At 75.1% G+C, this 22475-nt stretch carries 18 protein-coding genes and 1 riboswitch; of the genes, 12 read left to right on the top strand and 6 right to left on the bottom strand.

Annotated features, from left to right (window positions below):
* The 9 genes from QRN56_RS27385 to QRN56_RS27345 all read left to right on the top strand — a co-directional run.
* The coding region (locus QRN56_RS27385; protein WP_285108649.1) for a fatty acid kinase subunit FakA-related protein at positions 1-1207 on the top strand (1207 nt) is incomplete at its 5' end.
* Positions 1204-3489 (top strand): ATP-dependent DNA helicase RecG, encoded by a 2286-nt coding sequence (locus QRN56_RS27380; RefSeq protein ID WP_285108647.1) that lies wholly within the window; start codon positions 1204-1206, stop codon positions 3487-3489. The genes QRN56_RS27385 and QRN56_RS27380, both read left to right, overlap by 4 nt.
* Positions 3490-3601: 112 nt before the next feature.
* Positions 3602-4579: an endonuclease/exonuclease/phosphatase family protein gene (locus QRN56_RS27375; RefSeq protein ID WP_285108646.1), complete on the top strand. Its 978-nt coding sequence runs from the start codon at positions 3602-3604 to the stop codon at positions 4577-4579.
* A 112-nt stretch (positions 4580-4691) separates the two neighbouring features.
* Positions 4692-5456 carry an RsmD family RNA methyltransferase gene (locus QRN56_RS27370; RefSeq protein WP_285108645.1) on the top strand — a complete coding sequence of 255 codons (765 nt, stop codon included), beginning with the start codon at positions 4692-4694 and terminating at the stop codon, positions 5454-5456.
* Positions 5453-5965, top strand: a complete 513-nt coding sequence (gene coaD / locus QRN56_RS27365) for a pantetheine-phosphate adenylyltransferase (protein WP_285108644.1) — start codon at positions 5453-5455, stop codon at positions 5963-5965. Before QRN56_RS27370 ends, coaD begins: the two co-directional genes overlap by 4 nt.
* 184 nt (positions 5966-6149) lie before the next feature.
* Positions 6150-6704 (top strand): YceD family protein, encoded by a 555-nt coding sequence (locus QRN56_RS27360; protein WP_285108654.1) that lies wholly within the window; start codon positions 6150-6152, stop codon positions 6702-6704.
* A gap of 2 nt (positions 6705-6706) precedes the next feature.
* Positions 6707-6901, top strand: a complete 195-nt coding sequence (rpmF, locus tag QRN56_RS27355; RefSeq protein WP_108495103.1) for a 50S ribosomal protein L32 — start codon at positions 6707-6709, stop codon at positions 6899-6901.
* A gap of 1 nt (position 6902) precedes the next feature.
* Positions 6903-7724 carry a ribonuclease III gene (rnc, locus tag QRN56_RS27350; protein WP_285108642.1) on the top strand — a complete coding sequence of 274 codons (822 nt, stop codon included), beginning with the start codon at positions 6903-6905 and terminating at the stop codon, positions 7722-7724.
* Entirely contained in the window at positions 7717-8898 is a 1182-nt protein-coding gene (locus tag QRN56_RS27345) for a DNA-formamidopyrimidine glycosylase family protein (protein WP_285108640.1), read from the top strand. The genes rnc and QRN56_RS27345 overlap by 8 nt, the downstream gene beginning before the upstream one ends.
* A gap of 83 nt (positions 8899-8981) precedes the next feature.
* Here the strand turns inward: QRN56_RS27345 and QRN56_RS27340 are convergent, their stop codons facing one another.
* Positions 8982-9962 (bottom strand): NAD(P)-dependent oxidoreductase, encoded by a 981-nt coding sequence (locus tag QRN56_RS27340; RefSeq protein WP_285108638.1) that lies wholly within the window; start codon positions 9960-9962, stop codon positions 8982-8984.
* Positions 9963-10069: 107 nt separating this feature from the next.
* Positions 10070-10954: a C40 family peptidase gene (locus QRN56_RS27335; RefSeq protein ID WP_285108636.1), complete on the bottom strand. Its 885-nt coding sequence runs from the start codon at positions 10952-10954 to the stop codon at positions 10070-10072.
* Between the two features lies 1 nt (position 10955).
* Positions 10956-11107, bottom strand: a riboswitch (cyclic di-AMP (ydaO/yuaA leader).
* Between the two features lie 155 nt (positions 11108-11262).
* On the opposite strand from QRN56_RS27335, the gene QRN56_RS27330 reads away from it, so the two are divergent.
* Complete coding sequence (locus QRN56_RS27330) at positions 11263-12996, top strand: phytoene desaturase family protein (protein ID WP_285108634.1); 1734 nt, start codon at positions 11263-11265, stop codon at positions 12994-12996.
* 122 nt (positions 12997-13118) lie between these two features.
* On the opposite strand, the gene QRN56_RS27325 is transcribed toward QRN56_RS27330, so the two are convergent.
* Positions 13119-15575 (bottom strand): ABC transporter permease, encoded by a 2457-nt coding sequence (locus QRN56_RS27325; protein ID WP_285108632.1) that lies wholly within the window; start codon positions 15573-15575, stop codon positions 13119-13121.
* Entirely contained in the window at positions 15575-16366 is a 792-nt protein-coding gene (locus tag QRN56_RS27320) for an ABC transporter ATP-binding protein (protein WP_285108630.1), read from the bottom strand. The genes QRN56_RS27325 and QRN56_RS27320 overlap by 1 nt, the downstream gene beginning before the upstream one ends.
* Before the next feature lie 88 nt (positions 16367-16454).
* Here QRN56_RS27320 and QRN56_RS27315 point away from each other — a divergent pair, with 88 nt between their 5' ends.
* Both QRN56_RS27315 and QRN56_RS27310 read left to right on the top strand, forming a co-directional pair.
* A complete protein-coding gene (locus QRN56_RS27315; protein WP_285108628.1) occupies positions 16455-17141 on the top strand; it encodes a response regulator transcription factor in 687 nt (228 codons plus the stop codon).
* Complete coding sequence (locus QRN56_RS27310) at positions 17134-18249, top strand: sensor histidine kinase (protein WP_285108627.1); 1116 nt, start codon at positions 17134-17136, stop codon at positions 18247-18249. Before QRN56_RS27315 ends, QRN56_RS27310 begins: the two co-directional genes overlap by 8 nt.
* A gap of 110 nt (positions 18250-18359) precedes the next feature.
* Here QRN56_RS27310 and cydC read toward each other — a convergent pair whose 3' ends face one another.
* Positions 18360-20240 carry a thiol reductant ABC exporter subunit CydC gene (gene cydC / locus QRN56_RS27305; protein WP_285108626.1) on the bottom strand — a complete coding sequence of 627 codons (1881 nt, stop codon included), beginning with the start codon at positions 20238-20240 and terminating at the stop codon, positions 18360-18362.
* Positions 20237-22462, bottom strand: a complete 2226-nt coding sequence (locus QRN56_RS27300; RefSeq protein WP_285108624.1) for an ABC transporter ATP-binding protein/permease — start codon at positions 22460-22462, stop codon at positions 20237-20239. The genes cydC and QRN56_RS27300 overlap by 4 nt, the downstream gene beginning before the upstream one ends.
* Between the last annotated feature and the right edge of the window lie 13 nt (positions 22463-22475).

The raw sequence follows: 22475 nt of genomic DNA, 5'->3' as shown, positions 1-22475 counted from the left end.
GGTGACAGCCGCGGCGGCCGCGGCCCGGGCGTCCGCGCGGGCCAGCCGGGACGAGCTCGACGTGCTGCGCACCGCGGGCGTGCTCGACGCCGGCGCGCTCGGCCTGGTCCTCGTGCTCGACGCGCTCGTCGTCGCGGCTGCCGGTGCGGCCGGAGCCGGCGGACCGGCCCTCGGCGACCCGGACGCAGGCGGAGTGTCAGTGGTGCGCGGCAGCATGGACGCCGTGACCCTGGACCAGCTTCTCGACGCCGGTGCGCTGCCGCGCGTGCCGGGCGCGGGCGACGCCCTGTCGTCGGCGCCCGGCGGCGAGGCCGAGCCGCACGGTGCCGGCTCGGGCGCCCTCGAGCTCATGTTCGTCCTCACCGGCCCCGCCGGTGAGCAGGCCGACACGGTTGCCGCCGGGCTGCGCGGCGCCCTCGCCGAGGTGGGCGACTCGGTGGTCGTCGTCGGCGGGGACGCGGGTACCGGCACGGCGGTCTGGCAGGCCCACGTGCACACCGACCACCTGGACAGGGCGCTCGCGATCGCGGCCGACGCCGCACGGACGGGCACGCTCGCGCAGGTGCACGTGCGGCACCTCGCGGCGGCCGGCCAGCACGAGTGGGGCGTGGTGGCCGCCACGTCGGCGCCCGGGCTGGCCGGAGAGCTCGCGCACGCGGGCGCCGTCGTCCTCCTCACGGGCGGGGTCGGCGCCACCGTGGAGGACCTGGTGGCCGACGACGTCGAGCGGGCCGCCGCCTCGACCGGTGCCCGGCGGGTGCTGCTCCTGGGGGCACCCGGGGTGACCGCGGGGACCGGTGCGCTCGACGTCGACGAGCTGATCACCGTGCCGTCGGCCACCGACGTGCACGCCGTCGTGGCGCTCGCGGCGCTCGGCACGCTGCTGCCGGTCGGACTGCCGGACCAGGCCGGCGACCCCGTCGACGCGCACGCCGTCGTGGGCGAGGCCCTCGCCGGGCTGACCGTCCACGACACATCCGCCGCGGCCGCCGTCGACGTGCTGGAGCAGGCTGCCGGACCGGGCACCATCGTGGTGACGGCGCTGCTCGACGCCGGAGTGCCCGGCGACCTGGCCGACGGGCTCGCCGCCGCTCTCGGCGGGTGCGCGCCGGACGCCGAGCTCGTGGTCCTGTCGACCGGCCGCCCGGGCGACGGGGTGCATCTCGGCGCGGAGACCGTCGCGCCGGAGCCGGAGGTGGACGCATGAGCGAACGGGTGGACGAGCGACTGGAGCGCGCGTTCGACAAACGGACCGCGACCGCCCTGGGCAAGCTGGGGCTGACGACCGTGGGCGACCTGCTGGGCCACTACCCGCGCCGGTACGCCGACCCGGGCGCGCTCACGGACATCGCGGCCCTCGAGGTGGGCGAGCACGTGACGATCCTCGCGCGGGTCGAGCAGGCGACCGTGCGCCCCATGCGCAACCGCAACGGGGCGCTGATGGAGGTGGTGGTGACGGACGGCACCAGCCGCCTGTCGCTCACATTCTTCGGCAAGCACCGCGGCTCGCTCTACAACCACGAGAAGCGCCTGGTCCCGGGCGCGAAGGGCCTGTTCACGGGCACCGTCGGCCTGTACCGGGGAACCCGCCAGCTCACCCACCCGGACTTCACGCTGATGGGCGAGGAGTCCGACCTCGACAGCGACGAGGCGCTGCTGGAGCACGCCACCAAGCCCATCCCGATCTACCCGGCGGCCGCGGGCATCCCGAGCTGGAAGGTCCAGGGCGCGCTGCGCGTCGTGCTGGACACGCTGACCGACGCCGACGTGCCGGACCCGGTGCCCGACGAGGTGCGGCAGCGCCAGGGCCTGCCGGGACGGGCCGCCGCCCTGCGCAGCCTCCACCGGCCCGCCACGCTGGAGGAGGCGTACCAGGCCCGGCACCGGATGCGGTTCGAGGAGGCGTTCGTGCTGCAGGCCGCGCTCGCGCAGCGGCGGGCCCGCACCGCCGCCGAGGACGCGACCGCCCGGCCGCCGCTGCCGGCGGGGCAGCGGGGCATCCTCGCGGACTTCGACGCGTCCCTCCCGTTCGCGCTCACCGACGGCCAGCGCCAGGTCGGCGACGAGATCGCGGCCGAGCTCGCCCGGCCCCGCCCGATGCACCGGCTGCTGCAGGGCGAGGTGGGCAGCGGCAAGACGGTGGTCGCGCTGCGGGCCATGCTCCAGGTGGTCGACGTCGGCGGCCAGGCGGCCCTGCTCGCCCCCACCGAGGTGCTCGCCGCGCAGCACGCCCGCACCCTGCGCGCCCTGCTGGGCCCGCTGGCCGACGGCGGCACCCTGTTCGGCGCCGAGCGCGCGGGCGCCAGCACCCGGGTGGCGCTCCTGACCGGCTCGCTCGGCGCGAAGGCCCGCAAGGAGGCGCTGCTGCAGGCCGCCAGCGGGGAGGCCGGCATCGTGGTCGGCACGCACGCGCTGCTGTCGGAGCAGGTGCAGTTCGCCGACCTGGGCCTCGTCGTGGTGGACGAGCAGCACCGGTTCGGTGTCGAGCAGCGGGACGCGCTGCGCGCCAAGGGGCGCGTGTCGCCCCACCTTCTGGTCATGACCGCTACCCCCATCCCGCGCACCGTCGCGATGACGGTGTTCGGCGACCTGGAGACGTCGTCCCTCACGGAGGTGCCGGCCGGGCGCGCGGGCATCACGACCGTCGCGGTTCCCGCGGGGAACGTCCGCTGGACCGACCGCACCTGGGCCCGCGTGCGCGAGGAGGTCGACGCCGGCCGCCGCGCCTACGTCGTGTGCGCGCGGATCCACCCGGACGAGGAGAACGACGAGAAGAACGGCCAGAAGCCGAAGGTCCCGGCCAAGGACTTCGACGACGTGCCGGAGTTCCTGGACCCCGCGGACCCCGGCGCCGCGGGCGCCGCGGACCGGCCGCCGCTGCGGGCCGCGCTCGAGGTGGTCGAGGAGCTGCGCTCGCGGCCGGAGCTTGCCGGGATCGAGATCGGTGTGCTGCACGGGCAGATGCCGCCGGACCAGAAGGACGCCGCCATGGCCGCCTTCGCCTCCGGGGCGGCACCCGTGCTGGTCTCCACCACGGTGGTCGAGGTGGGCGTGGACGTCCCCGAGGCCACGGCCATGGTGATCTTCGACGCCGACCGGTTCGGCATCTCCCAGCTCCACCAGCTCCGCGGCCGGGTCGGGCGCGGCAGCGACCCCGGCCTGTGCCTCCTGGTCTCCGACGCCGAACCCGGCACACCCGCCTTCGCCCGGCTGGAGGCCATGACGCAGACCACCGACGGTTTCAAGCTCGCCAACCTCGACCTGGAGCTCCGCAGCGAGGGTGACGTGCTCGGCGCCGCGCAGTCCGGCCGGGCCAGCTCGCTCCGCCTGCTCCGCGTGGTCAAGGACGCCGGGCTCATCGAGGAGGCCCGCACCGCGGCCGCCGACGTCGTGGCGGCGTCCCCCGATCTCACCGAGTTCCCAGAGCTGGCGCGCGCCATCCGCGCGCAGCTCGACGAGGACCAGGAAGAGTTCCTGGAGCGCACCTGACGGTGCCTGACCGGTCTGACCTGGTCGGACGGCGGTGCCGGGTCGAGGCCTACCACGAACGGGATGACTCACTCCTTACGCCCGAAACATACAACCGATAGAGTCCCCGCCCGTGACGGTCGATGCGAGGCACGCGATCCACACGGGCAGGCCCGCGAAGACCGCGTGGCAGCGCGGGAGGCTGCTCGCGCTCGGATCCGTCCTCGCCGCCCTGCTCCTCGTGGCCCACGAGTACGTGCCCAACCGCTGGGGAGACCTCGGCAGCCTCGTCCAGTCCTTCCTGCCCTGGCTCGGTCTCGCGGTGCCGCTCGGCATCCTCGCGGCGCTGCTGCGGCGGTCGGCGCTCGCGGTCCTCGCCGTCCTGCTGCCGCTGGCGGCCTGGATCTGGGTCTTCCTGCCGCAGATCCGTGCCGAGGCCGCCGCGCCGGGCGACCTGACCGTGGTGCAGCACAACGTGAGCGACACCAACACCGACGTCGAGGGCACCGCCGAGGTGCTGCTCGCGGCCGAGCCGGACGTCGTGACGCTCACCGAGGTGTCCGACACGACGGCGGACCAGTTCACCCAGGCGTTCGCGGAGACGCTGCCGCACCACGAGACCCAGGGCACCGTCGGGATCTGGTCCCGGTACCCGCTCAAGGGGGCCCAGGCCGTCGACATCCGGCCCGAGGGCGTCGACGCGTCCTGGGACCGCTGCCTGCGCGTGGTGATCCAGCGCGAGGGCGCGGGCGTCGCGCTGTTCGTCGCGCACCTCCCGTCCGTCCGGTTCGGCACGGGCGGCTTCGAGACGGACCTGCGCAACGCGAGCGGGCAGCGGCTCGCAGATGCGGTCGACGCCGAGCAGACCGAGACGGTCATCGTTGCGGGGGACCTGAACGCGGTGCTGGCCGACGACGCGATCGCGCCGCTGACCAACCTCGTCACCGCGCCGACCACCGGGTTCGAGTTCACCTATCCCGCGGTGTTCCCGGTGGCGCAGATCGACCACGTCCTGGCCCGCGGCGCCACGGTGACGGAGGTCCGCGCCCTGCCCCGCACGGCCAGCGACCACCTCCCGGTCGTCGCCTACGTCGACACCCCCTGGTCCTGACCCCCCAGCCCCCGCCCGAACCGCTGAGTGCTGGATATTCGCCCTTTTTCGTGTGCCAGAAGGGCAAATATCCAGCACTCAACGGTTCGGCGGGCGGGTTAGGGTCGTGGGCGTGACCAGGATCGTTGCGGGATCGGTGGGCGGGCGGTCCATCGCGGTGCCCGCGAAGGGCACCCGCCCCACCAGCGACCGAGTCCGCGAGGCGATCTTCTCCCGGCTGGAGCACCTCGACGTGCTCGACGGCGCCCGCGTGCTCGACCTCTACGCCGGCTCCGGCGCGCTCGGGCTGGAGGCCGCCAGCCGCGGAGCGGTCGCGGTGACCCTCGTGGACAGCGCGCGCGCCGCGGCCGACGTCGCGCGCAAGAACGTCGCCGCCCTCGGCCTGACCGGGGTGCGCGTCACCACGGAGAGCGCCGAGCGGTTCGCGGCCGCGCTGGCGGGCCGGGTCGCCGGTGCGGCGGGCGTGGCGCGCGCGGCGGGCGGTGCTGCGGGCACGGCGGGCGCGGGCGGTGCGGCGGGCGCGGGCGGCGTTACGGCCGTCCCGGGCGGCGGCGTCGGCGGGCTCGACCTCGTCTTCCTCGACCCGCCCTACGACCTCGCGGAGGACGACCTCGCCGTCGTCCTGACGCACCTCGCGACGCCGGGAGTGCTCGCCGACGGCGCCGTCGTGGTCGTCGAGCGCTCGACCCGCACCCCGGAGCCTGCCTGGCCGGACGGCCTGGCCCCGTTCGCGCGCAAGGACTACGGCGAGACGGCCGTCTACTACGCGGAGCCGACGGACGCCGCGCCCGGGGACGCCGCGCCCGGGGACACCACGCCCGCGGACACCACGCCCGGGGACGAGGGCCCGGCGTCGTCGGATAGCGTGGGCGCGTGACCACCGTCGTCTGCCCCGGCTCGTTCGACCCCATCACGCTCGGCCACCTCGACGTGGTCCGCCGCGCCACCACGATGTTCGACGACGTGGTGGTTGGCGTCGCGAAGAACCCCGGCAAGTCCGGCCTGCTGGACCTCGAGACGCGCGCGGGGCTCGTGCGCGCGGCCCTGGCGTCCGCGGCCGAGGCCGAGCCGGAGCTGGCCCGGGTGCGGGTCGCCGTGGTGCCCGGGCTGCTGGTGGACTTCTGCCGGGAGATCGGCGCGGTCGCCGTCGTCAAGGGCCTGCGCGGCGGCGGGGACTTCGACGCCGAGCAGCCGATGGCCCTCATGAACCGGCACCTCTCGGGCGTCGAGACGATTTTCCTGCCGGGCGACCAGCGGTACGCGCACGTCGCGTCGTCGCTGGTCAAGGACATCGTGCGGCACGGCGGGCCGGTCGACGACCTGGTCCCGGCGGGAGTCACGGAGGCCCTGCGAGCCGCGCTGGGACAGCCTGCCGCGGGCTCGTGAGCCCTGTCACCCCGCACGGGCGCGCGTGACGCCCGTTCCATGTCGTAGGATTGCTTTTTGGTCCCTGGCTTGAGTCACCTTCGTGGCTGAGCGCCGGTCCACCCCCCTCATCGTCCATCCGGACGCTGTCCTCGTTCTGCCCTCATCGGAGCCTGTTATCTCCCGCGAACCGAACTCGCCGCTCGTGCTCGACACGCACGAGCTCTCTCGGCGTGCCGGAACGATGCGTACGCACAGCCTGACCGTGCAGGCGCCGTCGGACCTCGGCACCGCCGTGATCGGTATCCCGGAAGGCTCTGACCTGGAGCTGGACCTGAGGCTCGAGTCCGTGATGGAGGGCGTGCTGGTCTCCGGCACCGTCCGCGGCACGGTCAAGGGCGAGTGCAGCCGCTGCCTCGACGACATCTCCCGTGAGCTCACGGTCGACGTCACCGAGCTGTTCGCCTATCCCGAGAAGGCCGCCGCATCGGCCGAGGCGGGGGACGACGACGTCCAGGACGAGGAGTCCGTGCTGGAGGACGACATGGCCGACCTGGAGCCCTCGCTTCGGGATTCGGTCGTGACTGCACTACCATTTCAACCGTTGTGCCGGGAGGACTGCCCGGGCCTGTGCTCCGAGTGCGGAGCCCGCCTGGCGGATGACCCCGGTCATCACCATGACGTGGTCGACCCTCGTTGGTCGGCGCTACAGAGCATGCTCGAACCTACGAGCGTGTCGGACGAGACGAAAGAGAGCTAGCCGTGGCTGTTCCGAAGCGCAAGATGTCGCGCAGCAACACCCGTGCGCGTCGCTCGCAGTGGAAGACCACCGCAGCGACCCTCACGACCTGCCCGCAGTGCCAGGGCAACAAGCTGCCCCACACGGCGTGCCCGACGTGCGGTACCTACAAGGGTCGCACCTACCGCGACGCCCTGAAGACCGTTCACGCGGGCTGACGTGGCCAAGGGCGGGACGGCCCCGGCGAGGCCGGAACCTACCGCGCTGCTCGAGAAGCTCGGGGTCCATCTGGACCCCGAGCTTCTTGTGCTGGCACTGACCCACCGGTCGTTCGCGCACGAGGCCGGGGGCATCCCCACCAACGAGCGTCTGGAGTTCCTGGGCGACACGGTGCTGGGGCTGGTGGTCACCGAGGCGCTGTACCGGCGTCACCCGGACCAGTCGGAGGGCGACCTGGCGCGCATGCGCGCGGCCACGGTGTCGCAGCGCGCGCTCGCCGCGATCGCACGCACTCTCGGCCTGGGCAAGTACGTGCTGCTCGGCAAGGGCGAGATCCGCACGCGCGGCTTCGAGAAGGACTCGATCCTGTCCGACACGGTCGAGGCGCTGATCGGCGCCACGTACCTGTCGCACGGCCTGGAGACCTCGCGCGCGCTGGTGCACCGGCTGGTGGACCCGACGCTCGACGTCGCCGCCGGGCTGGGCGCGGGCCTCGACTGGAAGACCTCGCTGCAGGAGGCGTCCGCCGAGCGCGGTCTCGGTTCGCCGGACTACATCGCCACGTTCGAAGGGCCGGAGCACGCGCGGGTCTTCCACTCGACCGTCGTGATCGACGGCGTCACCTACGGGTCGGGTTCCGGCACCGCGAAGAAGCACGCCGAGCAGGGGGCCGCCGAGGAGACCTACCGGGCCCTGCTGGAGAAGTTCCCGCTGCCCGACAAGGCCGACGGCGCCGACGCGTCGGCCGCGCACAAGGCTCCCGCGAGCAAGCCGGACGCGAGCAAGTCTGACGCGAGCAAGGCGCCGGCCGCCGGTGCCTGAGCTCCCCGAGGTCGAGACCGTCCGTGACGGTCTCGACCGGCTCGTCGTGGGCGCCGTGGTGCGCGAGGTCGAGGTCTTCCGCGAGTACAGCGTCCGCAGGCACGACGGCGGCCCGGACTCCTTCCGCGACCAGCTCACCGGACAGCGTCTGGCGGCCGCGGTGCGCCGCGGCAAGTTCCTCTGGCTGCCGCTGACGGAGCCCGAGGCCGCGGCTTCGGCTTCGGCCCCGGCGCCGGCGCCCGATGCGGCCCCGTCGGCGAACCCCGCCCCGGCGGCCGAGCCCGCCGAGCCCGCGACCCCCGCCGAACCCCGCCCCGCCGCGGCCCTGCTGGCGCACCTCGGGATGTCGGGCCAGCTCCTCGTGCGCGGTGCCGTGCCGACCGCGGCCCCGGGCGAGGAGCCCGCCCGGATCCCGACCGGTGCCGCCGACGCGGCGGACGACTGGCAGCACCCCCACCTCCGGGTCCGCCTGCACCTGGAGGGCGCCCCCTCCGGCGCGCGGTACCTCGACTTCGTGGACCAGCGGACCTTCGGGCACCTGAGCGTCCAGGACCTCGTGCCCGACGGCAGCGCGCCCCGGGCGAGTGCTGCCGCGACGTCGGGCGCTCGGCGGCCGATCACTGCGCCGTCGCGCACGGCGTCTCCGCAGGCCGCATCAGCTCCGTCGGCTCCGAGCGTTCCCGCCGGCCACGGCTCCGACCTGCCCGTGCTGCCCGAGCCGGTGGCACACATCGCGCGCGACCTGCTCGACCCGAACCTGGACCTGGACGCCCTGGTGGGCCGGTTCCGCCGCCGTCGGACACAGGTCAAGCGCGCGCTGCTGGACCAGACGGTCGTGTCCGGCGTGGGCAACATCTATGCCGACGAGGCGTTGTGGCGAGCGCAGGTGCACTGGGCCCGGGCGACCGACAAGCTGCGGGCGGCGGACGTGCGCCGCGTGCTGGACTCGGCGGCCGAGGTGATGCGCGAGGCGCTCGCCCAGGGCGGCACAAGCTTCGACGAGCTGTACGTCAACGTCAACGGCCAGTCGGGGTACTTCGACCGGTCGCTCGCCGTGTACGGCCGGGAGAACGAGGAGTGCCGCCGCTGCGGTGCGCTGGTGCGCCGCGACGCGTTCATGAATCGGTCGTCGTTCAGCTGCCCGGTCTGCCAGCCGCGCCCGCGCGGTCTCTGACCGCCCGCCCCGCACCGTTGAGTGCTGGGTATGTGTTGGTTCCAAGCGCTCGGAGCAACACCTACCCAGCACTCGACGAGGCGTCAGGGGCGGGTCGCGACGTTGCGGAGGTCGCCGCCCGTGCGCCAGGCCGTGAGCTGCTCGGCCAGGAAGCGGGCCGCGCCGCGGGGCCGGCCGCCCGCGACGTGCGGCGTGAGGATCAGGTTCGGCACGTCCCACAGCGGCGAGTCGGCGGGCAGCGGCTCGGTCTCCATGACGTCGAGCGCCGCGCCGGCCAGCCGCCCGGAGCGCAGGGCGTCCTCCAGCGCGGCCTCGTCCACGGTCGCGCCGCGGCCGACGTTCACGAACCGCGCGGACGGCGGCAGCAGGCCGAGCAGCCGGGCGTCGAGGATGTGCCGCGTCGCAGGCACGGCGGGCAGGAGCGAGACGAGCAGATCGGTCTCGGCCAGCAGCGCGTCGAGGCCGGCGGCGTCGACCACCCGGTAGCCGGAGCGCTCGCCCGCCCGCGAGGCGACGCCCGTGACCTGCGCGCCGAGCGCGGTCAGCAGGGGTGCCAGGCGTAGCGCGATGGACCCGAAGCCCCAGATCGTCACGCGCGCGCCGTCGAGCGAGTACTCGCGGCCGGTGACGCCGTCGGCCTGGGCGAACGCGATCTCCTTGGCCCAGCGGTGCTCCCGCTGCGCGGCCAGGGACACGTCGATCCGGCGGACCGACGCGAGGATCAGGGCCAGCGCGTGCTCGGTGACGGTGTCGTCGTGCAGGGACTGCCCGGAGGAGATGACCACGTCGGGTGCGAACCCGGAGCGCAGCGCGACGTCCGGTCCCGCGGAGAGGGGCTGCACCCAGCGCAGGCCGGTCAGCCGCTCGGCGGCGTCGGCCACGATCTTGGGCGGGCTGGACCAGGTGACGAGCAGCTCGGCGTCGGTGTGCTCGGCGGGGATCGGCTCGTTCATCGCGTAGGTGGCGACGGTGTCTGTGCCGCCGGGCGCGAAGGAGGCGCCGCCGTCGGGCAGCAGGGACGGGAAGTCGAGGTCGAAGGGCACGTCCGGTACGAGGATCTTCACGCCGGGGACGTTACCCGACCGGGACACGAAGCAGAGCGCCCGTCCGGCTTGCCAGGGAGGAACCTCGGCAAGCCGGACGGGCGCCCCGAAGTGCGACGCGGGAGGCGTCAGCCCGTCACCCGGATGAAGACCGGGTTGGTCTGCCACATCTCCGTGTAGTGCACGGGGACGCCCTCCTGCTGGGCCTCGACGACCATGCCGTCGCCCGCGTAGAGCGAGACGTGGCCGGACGTCCAGACGATGTCGCCCGGCTGGGCCTCCGCGGCGGAGACCTGGTAGCCGACGGTCGACATCGAGGCCGAGCTGTGCGGGAGGCTGACCCCGAGCTGGGCGTAGACGTACTGGATGAGCCCGGAGCAGTCGAAGCCGCTGGGGGAGGCTCCGCCCCACACGTAGGGCACGCCCACGTACTCGAGGGCGAGGTTGACGGCCTGCTGCCCCAGGTCCGCAGAGGACTCGGCGGCTGCCGCCACGGCTGCCTCGGCCTCGGCGGCCGCTGCCGCGGCAGCCTCGGCGGCGGCCTTCGCCTCCGCCTCGGCCTTCGCCTTGGCTTCCGCCTCTGCCTTGGCGCGAGCCTCGGCCTCGGCCTTCGCCTTGGCCTCGGCGATGCCGGCCTCGGTCTCGGCGTACGGGGTCACGGTGACGTGGCCCTGCTCGGCCTGGAAGTCGGCGTCGTGGGCGACCTGGACCTTGGTCACGAGGTTCTCGGCGAGACCCGCACGGGTCTTGGTGTCGAACGTCTTGTTGGCGAGCGTGGTCTGGGTGTGGGACTCGGCAGGCGCGGTGTGGGCGGTCTGGGTGAAGACCGACGCGAGCATGCCGGACGTGACGACCGCGATGGCGCCGGTACGGGCGGCATTCTCGGCTGCTGTCTGGGTCAGGGCGGTGAAGGGGGTGAGAGCGGGGCCCTCGGCGCGGTGCCGCCCCCGGTTGCTGGGTCGGTTTGCCTGGTCGTCCGCCCAGTCGTGGGTGCGGTCGGTGAGTACGGTCACCAGTGATCTCCTCGGACGCCTACGAGGTGAGCTGTCGGGTTCGGATGGGGAGAGCGATCACCCGGCCTCACAAGGAGGCTTCACCCCGAGGACACTCGCGTGCCCGGCTTACCTGGTTCCCCCGCCCCTGTCACGTTCTGGCTGCTCAGGACCGGTGACAGGATTCGGCGTCCGGGCCTGGACCTCCCCGTTTCTGGAGCGGCGAGATCGACCGTACTCGTCCGTTGCGGAAATGTCACGATTAGGTCACATACCGTCTTGTGATGGAACGTTCCTGGCAATGAGTGCCGCGTGTCACCATGGCGTGCATGCCCGATTCCCTGCTCGACCCCCTGCGCGCCCGGTACGACGTCGTCGTCGTGGGTGGCGGTCACAACGGCCTCACCGCGGCGGCCTACGCGGCCCGCGGCGGACGCTCGGTCCTCGTCCTGGAGCGCGCCGACCACGTGGGCGGCGCCGCCGTCTCGGCCCGGCCGTTCGCGGGCGTCGACGCCCGTCTGTCGCGCTACTCCTACCTCGTCTCGCTCCTGCCGCGCCGGATCGTCGACGAGCTCGGCCTGCCGGTGCGCCTCGTGCGGCGCCGCTGGTCGTCGTACACGCCCGTGGCCGACGGCGGCCTGCTGGTCGACACGCAGGACGACGCCGCCACGCGCGCCTCGTTCCGGCGCCTCACCGGATCCGACGCCGACTTCGAGGCCTGGGGCCGGTTCTACCGGATGACCGCCGAGGTGGCCCGCCGCCTCGCGCCGACGCTCACCGAACCCCTGCTCCCGCGCTCCGCGGTGCGGCACCTCGTGGCCGACGGCGTGGGCGACGATGCCTGGCGCGCGCTCTTCGAGGAGCCGCTCGGTGAGGTGCTGCGCCGTACCTTCGCCGACGACGTCGTGCGGGGCGTCGCCGCGACCGACGGCCTGATCGGCACGTTCGCCGACGTCGACGAGCCGTCCCTGCGGCAGAACCGCTGCTTCCTCTACCACGTGATCGGCAACGGGACCGGCGACTGGGACGTGCCGGTGGGCGGCATGGGCGCCGTCTCCGGCGCCCTGCGCGACGCCGCGGTCGCGGCCGGCGCCACGATCGTCACCTCGGCGACCGTCACCGCCGTCGACCCCGGGGCCGTGGGCGCCGAGGTGGCCTGGACCGACGCCGACGGGCGCACCCGGGGCGTGACCGCCGGGCACGTGCTCGCGGGGTGCGCCCCGGCGGAGCTGGAGCGGCTGCTCGCCGTGGCCGGGCGGGGTGCGGCCTCCGGTTCGGCCACCGCGGAACCGGCCGGGGCTGCCGGGTCAGGGCCCGAGGGTGCCCAGCTCAAGGTGAACATGCTGCTGAGCCGGCTGCCCCGGCTCCGCGACGACGTGGACCCCGTGGCTGCGTTCAGCGGCACGCTGCACGTCAACGAGTCGCTGACCCAGCTCCAGGACGCGTACGCGCAGGCCGCCGCCGGGCGCATCCCCGACCTGCCGCCCAGCGAGATCTACTGCCACACGCTGTCCGACCGGACGATCCTCGGCCCGGAGCTCGCCGCGACCGAGGCGCAGACCATCACGCTGTTCGGCCTGCACATGCCGGCCCGGCTCTTCCGCGCCGACCCGGACGGCGCCCGCGAGCGGGCCCTGAGGGCCACCCTCGCGTCCCTGAACACCGTGCTGGCCGAGCCCATCGAGGACGTGCTCGCGCTCGACGCCGACGGCGCGCCCTGCCTGGAGGTGCGCACCCCCGTGGACCTGGAGGGCGACGTGGGGCTGCCGGGCGGGCACATCTTCCACCGCGACCTGAGCTGGCCGTTCGCGGAGCACGGGTCCGACGCGCCGGGTGCGGCGGGTGGGACCGGGGCTCGGCACGGGGCTGACGGTGGAGCCGGGAGCGGGGCCGCGACCTGGGTCGACCCCGGGTCCGCGCCCAGTGCCGCCGAGCGCTGGGGCGTGGCGACGCCGCACCCGCGGGTGCTGCTCGCGGGCGCCGGCGCCCGCCGCGGCGGTGGCGTGAGCGGCATCCCGGGCCGTGCCGCCGCCATGGCAGTCCTGGAGACCCGAGCCGGCTGACCTCCCGGGGCTGCCCTCCCGGCTGACCCACCGGTGTTGACCACAGCAGCTGCTGCCACCTGGGCCCTCCGCCTGGCAGCAACCGCTGTGGTCAACACCGGGGGTGGTGCGGCCCGGCGGCGTCAGTCGAGGGTCAGGGCCGCCGTCGGCGTGACGGCGGCCGCCCGGCGGGCCGGGAGGACGGCGGCCGCGAGCCCCGCCAGGGCTCCCACGGGGAGGACGGCGGCGAGCTGGACCCACGGGACGCGCCAGGTCGCGGCGTCGAGCGCCGCCTGGACGAACGTCTCGTAGCCGACCCAGGCGAACCCCACGCCGAGCACGGTGCCGAGCAGGGTCGCGGTCACCGACAGCAGCACGGCCTCGGCCGCCAGCATCCGCCGCAGCTGCCGCCGGGTGAGCCCGAGCGCGCGCAGCATCGCGTGCTCGCGGACCCGTTCCAGCACGGACAGGCCCAGCGTGTTCGCGATCCCGATCAGCGCGATCACCACGGAGATGCCCAGCAGCCCGAGCGTCGCGGCGGTGATGGTCCCCAGCATCTGGTGGTCGGCGACCTCGGCCCGCAGCCCGTTGTCGACGTCGGCGCCGATGTCGTCCGCCAGCGTGTCCATGTCCGCGAGGAGCGCGACCGGGTCGGCGTCGGCCGAGGCGCGGACCCACACCGCGTACGTCCGCGGCGTGCCCAGGTCCGTCAGCGTCTCCGGGGCGACGATGCCCGCCCCGCCCCAGCCCGTGCCCGTGGTGACCCGCAGCTGAACGGGCGAGGCGGCGACGTCGTGCTCGCCGTCCCCGCCGGCGCTCGCCGTCACCGTGCCGGCGGTCCTGTCGCCCAGCCGCTCCGCCGGGTCCTCGCCGTACACGTCCGCGTCCAGCGCGACCGTGCCCGGCTCGACCCGCGCGAACGCCCCGCCGTCGCGAGCGACCTGATCCGCGTCGGGCGCGCCGAGCAGCAGGAGCGGCCGGCCGGCCCCGCCCGATCCGGCGCCCTCGGCCCCTGCCAGGTCCACCAGCACGCCGTCGACGGCGATCGCCTCGCCCACGCCGGGCGTGGCCCGCACCCGGTCCAGCACGGCGGCGTCCAGAGGCCCGGTCCACGAGGTGAGCGCGACGTCGAGCGGGTGCGCGGTGCCGTGGTTCGCGTCCACCGAGGCGCGCGTGGTGGCCAGCCCGGTGAGCACCGCCGTCGTCAGGGTGACGCCGACCAGCAGGGACGCCGTGGTGGTCGCGGTCCGGCGGGGGTTGCGCACGGCGTTCTCCGTGGCGAGCCGCCCGCCGGGGCCGAGCAGCGCCCCGACGACCCGCACCACCCGCGGGACCACCAGGGGCCCGAGGAGGAGCACGCCCGCGAACAGCGTGCCGCCGCCGGCCACCATGCTGACGGTGCTGTCCCGCACGGCCGCCACCGCCAGCAGCACGACGCCGCCGGCCAGGAACAGCGCCCCGAGCGCCACCCGGTTCCGGCCCGCGCCCGACCGCACGTCCACGGCGCCGTCGGGCCGCAGCGCCGCCAGCGGGCTGATCCGGACGACGCGCCGGGTCGGCAGCCAGGACGCGACCGCCGTCACCACCAGCCCTACCGCGAACCCGCCCAGCAGCCACCAGCCCGGGAGCTGCGCGGGAGCGGACAGCGGGCTCTGTCGCGTGAGCGCGTCGACCAGGGCGACCAGGCCGTAGCCGGCGCCGGTGCCGACCGCGACCCCGACCAGCGAGGCGAGCACCCCGACGACGGCGGCCTCCCGCCGCACCGACCCCATGACCTGCCGGCGCGTGGCGCCGACGCAGCGCAGCAGCGCGAGGTCGCGCACCCGCTGGGCGAAGAGGATCGAGAACGTGTTCGCGATGACCAGCACCGAGACGAGGAGCGCGATGCCGGCGAAGACCAGCAGCAGCAGCGACAGGACGTTCACGTTGTTGGTGTGCTGGGCCATGCTCTCGGCGGCGTGCTCCTCGGGCGTGACCGCCGTCGCGCCGTCGGGCAGCGGGCCGGTGTCCCCGACGACCACCGCCCGGTCGAGCAGGAGGGTCTCGTCGTCGCGCCAGTTCAGCAGCTGCTCGAAGGTGACGTAGACCGCGGCCTGGCCCAGGTTCGCGGACGCCGCCACGATGCCCACCACCCGCAGGTCGGCGGCGGTGGACCCGGCCCCGAGCGTGATCTCGTCGCCCACGGAGATCTCCATGTCCTGGGCGGTCCACACGTCGACGACGGCCTCGCCGGTGCGCTCCGGGAAGCGGCCGGAGTCGAGCGTCTGCCAGCGCAGCCGCGGCGCGGCGGCGATGTTCCCGACGAACTTGCCGGGGGCCTGCTCGGCGCCGGCCCGCAGCGGCAGGGTGGCCGAGCCGAGGACGGCGACGTCGTCGCCGTGCTGCGCGGCGTAGGTGATCGCGTTCTGGGTGCCGAGGTCCCGGACCACGTGGTCGGCGCCCGCGAACTGCGACCCGGCGCCGGCGGTGATCCCGGTCCGCACGCCGGTCGTGAGCACGCCGACCGCCACGACGAAGGCGACGGCGACCACCACGGCGACCGCGGCCGCGACGTACCGGCGCAGGTGGCGGCGCAGCGACTGCAGCAGGACGGTGCGCATCAGGCGATCAGCCCGTCCTGCACGGTGACCACGTCGTCGGCGTACGCCGCGGCGTCCGGCTCGTGGGTGACCATCACGACGGTCTGCCCGAGCTCGCGCGCCGACCGCCGCAGGTGGTCCAGCACCTCCGCCGACGTGGTGCTGTCCAGGTTGCCGGTGGGCTCGTCGGCGAACAGGAGGCTCGGCCGGGTGATCAGGGCCCGGGCGATCGCGACCCGCTGCTGCTGGCCGCCCGACAGCTCCGCGGGCCGGTGGTCGAGCCGGTCCGCCACGCCGAGGCTGTCGGCGAGCTCGTGCGCGCGCTCGCGGGCGGCGTCGTCGGTCCGCGGGTGGGCGAGCTCCAGGGGGAGCAGGATGTTCTGGCGTGCCGTGAGCATCGGCAACAGGTTGAACGACTGGAACACGAAGCCGATGTGCTCGCGGCGAAAGACCGTCAGGGCGTCGTCGCCGAGCGACCCGAGGTCGGTGCCGCCCACGGCGACGGTGCCGCCGCTGGGGCGGTCCAGCCCGGCCAGGCAGTGCATCAGCGTGGACTTGCCCGATCCGCTCGGGCCCATGATCGCGGTGAACCGCCCGCGCGGGACGTCGAGGTCGACGCCGCGCAGGGCGTGCACCTGGGCCTCGCCCCGGCCGTAGGTCTTGGTCAGGCCGCGCGCGCTGGCGGCCAGGGGCTGGTCGGTCGCGCCGTGCGTCGTGGGTTCCGCGGTGCGTGCGGTGGAGGGCCCGGTGGTGGGCTGCGTGGCGGCCGGCCGGTCGGCCGCCGTCGCCGGTGCTCGTCTGCTGGAGGACATGGCGCCAGCCAAGGCGGCAGGCCGTTGCGGGCGTGTATGCGAATTTTGATACGCCCGCGATATACCGCCGGTCCGTAGCATCGAGGGCATGCGTGTGCTGATCGTCGAGGACGAACCCGAGATGGCGGAGGGCATCCGCGCGGGCCTGCGCCTGGAGGCGATCGCCGCCGACGTCGCGGGTGACGGCGACACGGCGCTGGAGCTGCTGAGCGTCAACGCCTACGACATCGCGGTGCTCGACCGCGACATCCCCGGCCCCTCGGGGGACGAGGTCGCCCGGACCGTGGTCGCGTCCGGCAGCGGCATGCCGATCCTGATGCTCACGGCCGCCGACCGGCTCGACGACAAGGCGTCCGGGTTCGAGCTGGGCGCCGACGACTACCTCACCAAGCCGTTCGAGCTGCGCGAGCTCGTGCTGCGGCTGCGGGCGCTCGACCGGCGTCGGGCCCACCACCGCCCGCCCGTGCGGGAGATCGCGGACCTGCGGCTCGACCCGTTCCGCCGCGAGGTCTACCGCGACGGCCGGTACGTGCCGCTCACGCGCAAGCAGTTCGCCGTGCTGGAGGTGCTCATGGCCGCCGACGGCGGCATCGTCAGCGCCGAGGACCTGCTGGAGCGGGCGTGGGACGAGAACGCCGACCCCTTCACCAACGCCGTGCGCATCACGGTCTCGGCGCTGCGCAAACGGCTCGGCGAGCCCTGGGTCATCGCCACCGTGCCGGGCGTGGGCTACCGGATCGACCTGCCGGCGCCCGCGGAAGCCGGCCGTGGATAGGGCGCCCGGCCTGAGCGTCCGCCTCAAGCTCACGCTGAGCTACACGGGGTTCCTCATGCTGGCCGGCACCCTCGTGCTGGGCGTCGTGTGGGCGTTCCTGCTGCGGTTCCCGCCCTCGGCCGGCATCGACACCCTGCGCGAGCTCCTCAACCCCCGGGTGTTCATCGGCGGTTGGGGGCCGCGGGTGTTCGTCCCGGCCGCCCTCGTGGTGATGACGTTCCTGCTGGTGTTCGGCCTGGTGGGCGGGTGGTTCCTCGCGGGCCGCATGCTCGCCCCGCTGGCGCAGGTCACCGACGCCACGCGGCGGGCCGCGGGCGGTTCGCTCGCGCACCGGATCCACCTGCCCGGCCGCCGGGACGAGTTCCGCGAGCTCGCCGACGCCTTCGACGCCATGCTCGCCCGGCTGGAGTCGCACGTCGCGGAGCAGCGCCGGTTCGCCGCCAACGCCTCCCACGAGCTGCGCACCCCGCTGGCCATCACCCAGACCTTCCTCGACGTGGCCCGCAGGGACCCGGACGGCGCCCCTGGCGACCTCGTCGAGCGGCTGCACGCCGTCAACTCCCGGGCGATCGACCTCACCGAGGCCCTGCTCGTGCTCAGCCGCGCCGACCAGCGGTCCTTCACGCCGGAACGCATCGACCTGTCCCTGCTGGCCGAGGAGGCCACCGAGACGCTCCTGCCCCTCGCCGGCCGGCGCGGCGTCACGATCGAGACCACGGGCGACGTCGCCCCCACGACCGGGTCACCGACGCTCCTGCTGCAGCTCACCACGAACCTGGTGCACAACGCGATCGTCCACAACCTGCCGGACGGCGCCGCCGGAACGGTGCTGGTCCGCACCGGGGCGGCACCCGAGGGGGTGACGCTCACGGTCGAGAACACGGGGGAGCGGCTCACCGCGGGGCTGGTGACCACGCTCGCCGAGCCGTTCCAGCGCGGCAGCGAGCGGGCACGCGCCAGGCGAGCCGACGGCGACCACGTCGGCGTCGGCCTGGGCCTCGCCATCGTCCGGAGCATCACCGAGGCGCACGACGGGACCCTCGCCCTCGAACCCCGGGCCGGCGGCGGCCTCTGCGTCACGGTCCGGCTCCCGGCGGCGCACGGCTGACGGCGGGTCGGCAGGTCGGTGGTGCGAGCCTGCCGCGAACGACCATGCAGTTGCTGCCAGGCCGCGGTTCCGTCTGGCAGCAGGTGCATGGTCGACCGGCGTCGTGGCGGTCAGGCTTCCTGCGCGGCCGCCCAGGCGTAGGCCGGATCCGTGGCGAGCAGGTCCTCGTGCCGGCCCCGGGCCACGACGGTTGCCGGTGCCCCGGCCGAGTCCGGTGCGCCCGGGGTACCGTCCGCCAGGAGCAGCACCTCGTCCGCGACGGCCAGCGGCGTCAGCCGGTGCGTGGCCAGCAGCACCGCGCGGCCCGTCGCGCGGGCGTGCGCGGCGACGGCGTCCACCAGCGCGTCGGCGGTCCGCCCGTCGAGATGCTCGGCCGGTTCGTCCACGAGCAGCACCCGGGCAGGCGCCAGCAGGGCCCGCGCCACCAGCAGCCGACGGCGCTCGCCGCCGGAGACCGCCGCCGCGTCCGTGCCGACCACGGTGTCCAGGCCGGTCGGCAGCGCGGCGAGCCAGTCGCCCAGCCCGACGGCGTCGAGCGCCTCGCGGGCCTCGTCCGCGGTGACGTCCCCGCGCGCGACCCGGAGATTCTCCAGCACAGTGGTGTCGAACACGTGCCCGTCCTCGCCGACGAACAGCGCGTCCGGGACCCGCTCGGTCGGTGGACCGTCAGGTGATCGGTAGTCCGGGCTGCCGATCACCTCACGATCTACCGACCTTTCGACGATGCCGGCCACGGGAGCGATCAGCCCGGCCGCCGTCATCAGCAGGGTCGTCTTGCCGACGCCGGACGCGCCCGCCAGCGCGACGACCGACCCCGGCCGCAGTGTGAGGGACACCCCCTCGACGGCCACGACCGGCCCGCCGTCCGCACCGGGCCAGCCCGCGGCGACGTCACTGAGGGTGAGCAGCGCCGCGTCGGCGCCACCCCCCGACGTGTCAGACGCACAGATCCCCCGAGTGACCTGTGTGTCTGACACGTCAGCTTGGTCGGCGGGCAGCAGCGCCAGCAGCCGCCGCGCCGCCTCGCGCGACCGGTGCAGCTGGACCGCAGCGGCGGGCAGCCCCGCGGTCGCCTCGAACACGGCGAGCGGCGTCAGCACGATCACCGTCAGCGCCTCGGGCGACAGCGTCCCGGCCAGCGCCGCCGGGATCCCGAACGCCAGCGACGCCAGCACCGCGAGGCCCTGGGCCAGCGCCCCCAGGGCGGCGGCGCGGCCGGAGGTGCGGGCGCCGTCGTCGGCGACGGCGGACAGACGCGCGTCGGCGGCGTCCAGGTCGGCCAGCCGCGCGTCGAACCGACCCGCGACGCGCAGCGGCGCCGACTCCTCCAGGAGCTCCAGGGACAGCGCCGTGACCTCGCCGCGGGCCGCCGCGCCCCGCGCCTCGGTCCGGGCCGCGGCCCGCGCGGCGAGCCAGGGCGTCACGACGCCCGCCAGCACCAGGCAGAACGCCAGCGCCACGCCCGCGGCGGGCAGTAGCACACCCAGCAGGATCACGGAGCCGAGCGACGTCACCACCGCGACGCCGGCGGGCACCATCGCGCGCACCACGACGTCACCGACGTCGTCGACGTCCTGCCCGACCCGCGCCAGGAGCTCGCCACGCCGGACGGTGACCGGCCGGTCGTCCGCGGCCAGCCGCTCGTACAGGTTGGCGCGCAGGGCGGCCATGCCCCGCAGGGCGACGTCGTGCGAGGCGAGGCGCTCGCAGTAGCGCAGCACGCCGCGCCCGATGCCGAAGGCCCGCACCGACACGACCGCCACCGAGAGGGTGAGCACCGGCGGCATCTGCGACGCGCGGGCGACCAGCCAGGCGGCGACGGCGGCGAGCCCGATCGCGCAGGCCAGGGCCAGCACGCCCAGCGCGATCGCCGCGGCGACCTTGCCGGGCCGGACCTCCAGCAGCGGCAGGATGCGCCGCAGCGGATCGCGGCCCGGTCCGGGCGTGGGGGAGGTCGGACCGGCCGGCTCCCGGGTCAGCTGGTCGGTCATCGTGTCCCCCGGTCGATCGCGAGGTCGGATGCCGGCCCGTCCGCGGAGCCGGGCGCACCGCCCGCGGGCGTGGCCGGCTCTGTCGGGTCCGCGGCGTCCGACGAGCCCGGCGAGTCCGCCCGGTCCGCCCGGTCCGTCGCGTCCGTCGGGTCCGCCGCCGAGCGGACGTCGATCACCTGGTCCGCGAGGGCGAGCAGCGATGCCCGGTGCGCGACGACGAGCACGGTCCGCCCGGCGTCGCGCCAGGCCCGGACCGTGTCGAGCACGGCCTGCTCGCCACGCGCGTCGAGGTGCGCGGTCGGCTCGTCGAGGATCACCAGCGGCCGGGCGGTCGCGTCGTCGAGCAGGGCGGACGTGAGCGCGACCCGCTGGCGCTGCCCCACGGACAGCCCCACCCCGCCGAGCCCGACGCGGGTGTCCCACCCGTCGGGCAGCGAGCCGACGACGGCGTCCAGCCCGGTCAACCGCGCCGCCCCGGCGAGGGCCAGGTCGCCGTCCGCGTCCGAGACACCGATCCGGGCCCCCTCCAGCACGACGTCCCGGAGCCGCCCCGGCGGGAGCGCGGGCCGCTGCGGCACCCAGGTGAGCCCGGCCCACCAGCCCGCGAGCTCGTCGGCGGACGCGTCGGCCAGGTCGCGGAACGTGCCGTCGCCCAGGAGCAGACCCACCCGCCCGGCATCCGGTGCCAGCAGCCCGAGGATCGTGAGCACGGCGGTCGACTTCCCCGCACCGCTGGGCCCCCGCAGCGCGACGACCAACCCACCCGTACCGCCGCGGCCCCCGCCCGCGCCTCCGGCGCCATCGGCTCCGAGCGGAATCCGAGCCGACAACCCGGCAGGAGCGACCACCCCCCGCCCCCCAGCCCGCACGGAAACCCCCTCCAACACCACGGCCTCCGCACCACCCCCTGCACCGCCGCCCCCACCCGCCGGCCCCAGACCCCTGCCACCCACCCCACCATCGGCGTCGCTGTCGCCACCCACCCCAGGAGGCGAGTCACCAGCCGAGGTCGGAGGGCGAGGACGTCCCTGCGCCGCCGTCAAGCCGTAGCGGAGGGAGCGAGGAACGAGCGAGCGTGAGCGAGGCGGCGCAGGGACGTCCTCGCCCTCCGACCGGACCGAACCAAACGAACCAGCAGAACGAGAGAGAAGAGCGAAAGCCCGATCCACAGCCGCCACCCCGTCCACCGACGCATGAAACTCGGCCCCCACGCGCCGCAGCGGCAGATAGATCTCCGGCGCCAGCACCAGCACCGCCAACGCCGGCTCCAGCAACATGGCGCCCTCCACGAGCCGCAGTCCGACGCCCACGGCGATGATCGCCACCGACAGCGTGGTGAGCAGCTCCAGCACCATCGAGGACAGGAACGCGATCCGCAGCGTGCCCATCGTGGCCCTGCGCGAGGCGTCGCCCAGCGCGCGCACCCGTTCGCCCGGCCCGAACGACCGGCCGAAGGCGCGCAGGGTCGGGAGCCCGGCGACCAGGTCGAGCACCTGGGCGCCGAGCCGCTCCACGGTGGCGAGGCGGCGCTCCGAGGTTCCCGCCGTCAGCCGCCCCACGAGCACCATGAACACGGGCACGAGCGGCAGCGTCACGATCGCGATGACGGCCGAGACCCAGTCCAGGCCGAACACCACGCACACGAGGGCGGGGGTGAGCAGCGCCGTCAGCACGAGCTGCGGCACGTACCGCACGAGATACGGCTCCAGCGCGTCCAGGCCGCGCGTCGCGAGGGTCGCGACCTCGGCCTCGGGGCTCGCCCCGCTCCCGTTGCCCGACGCCGCGGCGGGGATGTTCGCCGCCGCGCCGCCGTCCGCCGTACTGCTGCCGGGCGCCGCGCCGTCTGTCGCCGCCGGACCGCCTGCGACACCACCGCCGTCCGCCGTCGGCCAGCTCGCCCGCGGGCCGCGCAGCGCCCACGCCTCCACCACGGCGCGCCGCAGCTCGGCGATGGTGCGGGCGGCCGCGCGCAGCGCGTACCGCTCCTGGGCCCAGGCGACGGCGGCGCGCCCCGCGACGACGAACGCGAGCCACGCGACGGAGCGCACCAGCTCCGGCCCGGCCACGCCGTCCCCGCGCACCACCGGCGTCAGGATCGCGGCGATGAGGAGCGCCTGCGCCACGATCAGCCCGGCGGCGGCCACGCCGAGCCCGACCGTGAGCGCCACGTACCAGCGGGCCGCGTGCACCTGCCGCAGCAGGCGGGGGTCGAGGGGCTTCATGACGTGATGTTCC

It is taken from the genome of Promicromonospora sp. MEB111 (assembly GCF_030209445.1).
GTDB lineage: Bacteria > Actinomycetota > Actinomycetes > Actinomycetales > Cellulomonadaceae > Promicromonospora.
This window is presented reverse-complemented; position numbering and strand designations above follow the sequence as displayed.